The organism is Candidatus Magnetobacterium casense, assembly GCF_019173545.1.
Classification (GTDB): domain Bacteria; phylum Nitrospirota; class Thermodesulfovibrionia; order Thermodesulfovibrionales; family Magnetobacteriaceae; genus Magnetobacterium; species Magnetobacterium cryptolimnobacter.
Window position 1 is genome coordinate 1 of record NZ_JABXWD010000292.1, and the last position, 4,492, is coordinate 4,492.

The window sequence follows — 4,492 nt, forward strand, 5'->3', positions numbered from 1 at the left end:
GATGTTTATCGCACACACACAAAAAAGGTGGTTTATGGCTTATCATGACTTAAGGGATTTTCTGAGGGTGCTCAGGAAGAGGGATTTGTTGAGGACTATAAAGGCGGAGGTAGACCCCGTGCTTGAGATAGCGCAGATCAATGATCGGGTGGTGAAGGCTGGTGGGCCTGCGCTTTTATTTGACAACTGTAAGGGGTCGAAGTTTTCGTGTGCGGTCAATCTGTTTGGGTCTTTTGAGCGGATGGCGTTGGCGTTGCAGGTTGACAATATTGATGTGATTGGCCAAGAGATACTGGAGTTTCTGGAGCCTGATATTCCGACCAATTTCATGGAAAAGCTCAAGGCGCTGCCAAAGCTCAAGCGGTTGGCCGATTTTATCCCTAAGTACGTAAAGACCGGCCCATGCAAGGAGGTAATCAACACCGAAGTGGCAAACAAGGTGCCTCCGACGCTCCTTGATTTTCCGGTCTTACAGACGTGGCCTGGGGATGGTGGGAGGTTTATAACGCTTCCGATGGTATTTACCAAGGACCCACAGAGTGGTCAGCGCAACTGTGGCATGTACAGGATGCAGGTCTATGATGAGCACACCACGGGGATGCACTGGCACATGCACAAGGGTGGAGCGGCTCACTACAGGAAGGCGTGTGAGCTTGGCCGGAGGCTTGAGGTAGCGGTTGTGATTGGCTCAGACCCGGCATGTATGTACAGTGCGACGGCGCCGTTGCCCGAGGGGATCGATGAGATGCTTTTTGCGGGTTTTCTGAGGAAGTCGCCGGTGGAGCTTGTCCGGTGTGAGACGGTGGACTTAGAGGTGCCGGCCAATGCGGAGATTGTCCTTGAGGGGTATGTGGACCCTGGTGAGCAGCGTCCCGAGGGGCCATTTGGCGACCATACCGGGTACTACTGTCTGGTGGACAACTTCCCGGTGTTTCATCTGAGGTGCATCACGCATCGCAAGGACGCCATATATCCGGCAACGATAGTGGGCAAACCCCCGATGGAGGACTGCTACATTGCAAAGGCCACGGAACGGATATTTCTGCCGCTGATAAAGAAGCAGTTGCCGGAGATCGTTGACATGAATCTGCCCATGGAGGGGGTGTTTCACAACCTTGCCATCGTTTCGATAGACAAGAGCTATCCCGGTCAGGCACGCAAGATCATGTATGCCCTGTGGGGGATGGGACAGATGAGCTTTACCAAGATGATAGTCGTAGTGGACAAGTGGGTGGACGTACAGAATCCCCGCGAGGTCATCTGGAGGATCGGCAACAACGTCGATGCCAAGCGAGACCTGGTCATCCTTGAGGGGCCGCTGGACGTCCTTGAACACGCCTCTGCGTTACCGGCATACGGGGGAAAACTCGGCATAGACGCCACAAAGAAGCTGCCCTCGGAGGGCTTCACACGTCAATGGCCCGATGACATCGTGATGTCCGCAGACATCGTCAGCCTCGTGCAGAAGAGGTGGCCAGAGTACGGAATTTAATTGTACGGGATTTGATCGCACGGCCACGGTGCATAAAGCAAATTTCTATTGAATTAAATACAGAACACGTGGCATTTTTATGTGGTCAAAGGGACTTCTTTCCGGCCGGGGCAGGTGCGACTAGATTGCGCCTCGCCCCTCCCCAATAACCTGCTACTACATGGCTGAATATTAGGCCAAAAAAGCAGCAGGGGAGAGGCACCTTGTGTCCTCCGTGCCCTCCCCTGCCTATGCTTTCCCTGTCAACCCCTCGTGGGGATTTAACTTGAGTTTAAGCGTTACTTACTTTGTGGTTGTGGCTGCCTTGCCGGTCTTTTTCTTGAGGGAAGCCTGTGCGGCTGCCAACCTTGCAAGCGGCACCCTGTACGGTGAACAACTGACGTAGTCCATGCCGGCGCTGAAACAGAACTCTACCGACTTGGCCTCTCCGCCGTGCTCGCCGCAAATTCCGACCTTCAACTTCGGCTTGACCGAACGGCCCTTCTTGATACCGATCTCTATGAGCTGACCCACGCCTTCAATATCGATGCTTACAAACGGGTCCTCCGGCAGCACCTTTTTGTCAACGTAGAACGGCAGGAACATCCCGGCATCGTCACGGCTCAGTCCAAAGGTGGTCTGCGTGAGGTCGTTTGTACCAAACGAGAAGAAGTCCGCAAGCTCTGCGATCTTATCAGCGTTCAGAGCAGCTCTTGGAAGCTCGATCATCGTCCCGACGGTGTAATCTACCGATACGCCACCGGCCTTGACGATCTCATCTGCTATCTTTACGGTCATGTCTCTGAGTATCCTGAGCTCCTCGCGCAGGGCTACCAGCGGGATCATGATCTCAGGCTTGGCATCTACGCCGGCCTTTTTGAGTTCGACTGCGGCTTCCATGATGGCCCTTACCTGGATTTCGTATATCTCCGGATAGGTGATACCAAGACGGCAACCCCTGTGACCCAGCATCGGGTTGAACTCGTGCAGGGAGGCGTTTTTGGCATGGAGCTTTTCGCTCGATACGCCCATCTCTTTTGCCAGGGCGTTGATGTCCTCATCGGTGTGTGGGAGGAACTCATGAAGGGGCGGATCAAGCAACCTGACTGTAACAGGCTTGCCGGCCATTACCTTGAAGATGCCCTTGAAGTCTTCTTTCTGCATCGGGAGTATCTTGGCAAGTGCCCTACGTCTTCCGGCCTCGTCATCGGAGAGGATCATCTCTCTGACGGCCTTGATTCTGTCCGGCTCAAAGAACATGTGCTCCGTCCTGCAGAGTCCAATACCCTCGGCGCCGAACTTGATGGCAACCTCTGAGTCATGCGGGCTGTCGGCATTGGCCCTGACGCCCATCTCTCTGAACTCGTCCACCCACGTCATGAAGGTGGCAAAATCGCCCGATATCTGAGGCTCTATAAGTTTGGTCTCACCAAGGATGACCTCTCCGGTGGAACCGTTAATTGTTACCCAATCGCCCTCTTTTACCGTGGTGCCCTTGGCGGTAAACTTCTTGCCATCGGCATCCACTGCGAGGTCTCCGCATCCTGCCACGCAGGGCTTACCCATACCTCTTGCCACAACGGCTGCGTGCGAGGTCATACCACCACGTGCCGTCAGGATTCCCTGGGCGGCGTGCATTCCACCGATGTCCTCGGGGGAGGTCTCAAGCCTGACAAGCAGGACCTTTTCGCCTTTTTCTGCCCATTCTTCGGCGGCTTTTGCTGTGAACACTGCCTTACCAACGGCTGCACCAGGGGATGCAGGAAGACCCTTTGCCAGCTTGGTGAGCTGCATTTTGGGGTCGATCATCGGGTGCAGGAACTGGTCTAACTGCGGCGGCTCTACTCTAAGCACGGCCGTTTGTTTGTCGATCTTGCCCTCAGCGACGAGGTCCATGGCGATCTTCAGGGCTGCGGCTGCGGTTCTCTTGCCGACCCTCGTCTGGAGCATAAAGAGCTTCTTCTCCTGGATCGTAAACTCCAGGTCGAGCATGTCTTTGTAGTGGTCTTCCAACCTGCGATAGATTGCAAGCAGGTCGTTGTAGGCATCTGGCATGTCCTTGGCCAGCTCGTCTACGTGCATAGGTGTGCGGATACCGGCGACGACGTCCTCACCCTGGGCATTGATCAGACACTCACCGAAGAACTTGTTCTCACCGGTGGATGGGTTTCTCGTAAATGCGACACCCGTTCCGGAGGTGTTGCCCATGTTGCCAAACACCATTGTCTGGACGTTTACGGCTGTTCCGAGGTCGTGTGATATCTGGTTGATCTTTCTGTAGGTGATAGCCCTCTCACCGTTCCATGAATCGAATACGGCGTTGATGGCGCCCTTGAGCTGCTCGTAGACGTCCTGCGGGAAGTCGGTGCCGGTCTCGTTCTTATAAGTCACCTTGAACTCGGCAACCAGCTCTTTGAGCTCGTCAACGGTGAACTCGGTGTCGTGCGTGATGCCCCTCTTGGTCTTTTTGTGTTCGAGCTGATGCTCAAACTTGTTCCTGTTGACGTTCTTGCAGATGGAGCCGTACATGGTGATAAACCGTCTGTAGGCATCGTAGCCGAACCACTCGTTGCCGCTCATTGCGATAACGCCGTTGATGGTCTGGTCATTGATACCGAGGTTGAGGACTGTGTCCATCATGCCCGGCATCGAGAACTTTGCACCGGAACGAACCGATACCAGCAGCGGTCTCTGTGGGTCACCGAACTTGAGGTTCATGATTCCCTCGACCCTCTTGAGGGATTCCATTGCCTGGTCCCACATGCCTTCGGGGTACTGGTTGTTGTTTGCGAAGTACGGAGCGCATGTCTCCGTCGTGATAGTAAAGCCCGGAGGGACTGGTATGCCAAGATTGGTCATTTCAGCCAATCCTGCACCCTTACCACCCAGCAGGTCCTTCATATCACCAGCGCCGTCTGCCTTACCGGCACCAAAAAAATACACGTACTGTTTCGCCATAGTATAGCCTCCTGTTTCGTTTGAAATTATCTAATTCTTAATCCATTCATAAATATCAGTATC

Annotated in this window: 2 protein-coding genes; one reads left to right on the forward strand and one right to left on the reverse strand. The window is 54.2% G+C overall.

Annotated features, from left to right (window positions below):
- Positions 1-34: 34 nt before the first annotated feature.
- Positions 35-1,492, forward strand: a complete 1,458-nt coding sequence (locus tag HWQ67_RS13530) for a menaquinone biosynthesis decarboxylase (protein WP_218253220.1) — start codon at positions 35-37, stop codon at positions 1,490-1,492.
- 282 nt (positions 1,493-1,774) lie between these two features.
- On the opposite strand, the gene ppdK is transcribed toward HWQ67_RS13530, so the two are convergent.
- Positions 1,775-4,429 (reverse strand): pyruvate, phosphate dikinase, encoded by a 2,655-nt coding sequence (gene ppdK / locus HWQ67_RS13535; protein ID WP_218253219.1) that lies wholly within the window; start codon positions 4,427-4,429, stop codon positions 1,775-1,777.
- Positions 4,430-4,492 lie beyond the last annotated feature (63 nt).

Excerpts from the sequence above, each read along its gene's own strand:
- ppdK (WP_218253219.1), bottom strand. The coding sequence starts at position 4,429 with ATGGCGAAACAGTACGTGTATTTTTTTGGTGCCGGTAAGGCAGACGGC.
- HWQ67_RS13530 (WP_218253220.1), top strand. The coding sequence starts at position 35 with ATGGCTTATCATGACTTAAGGGATTTTCTGAGGGTGCTCAGGAAGAGG.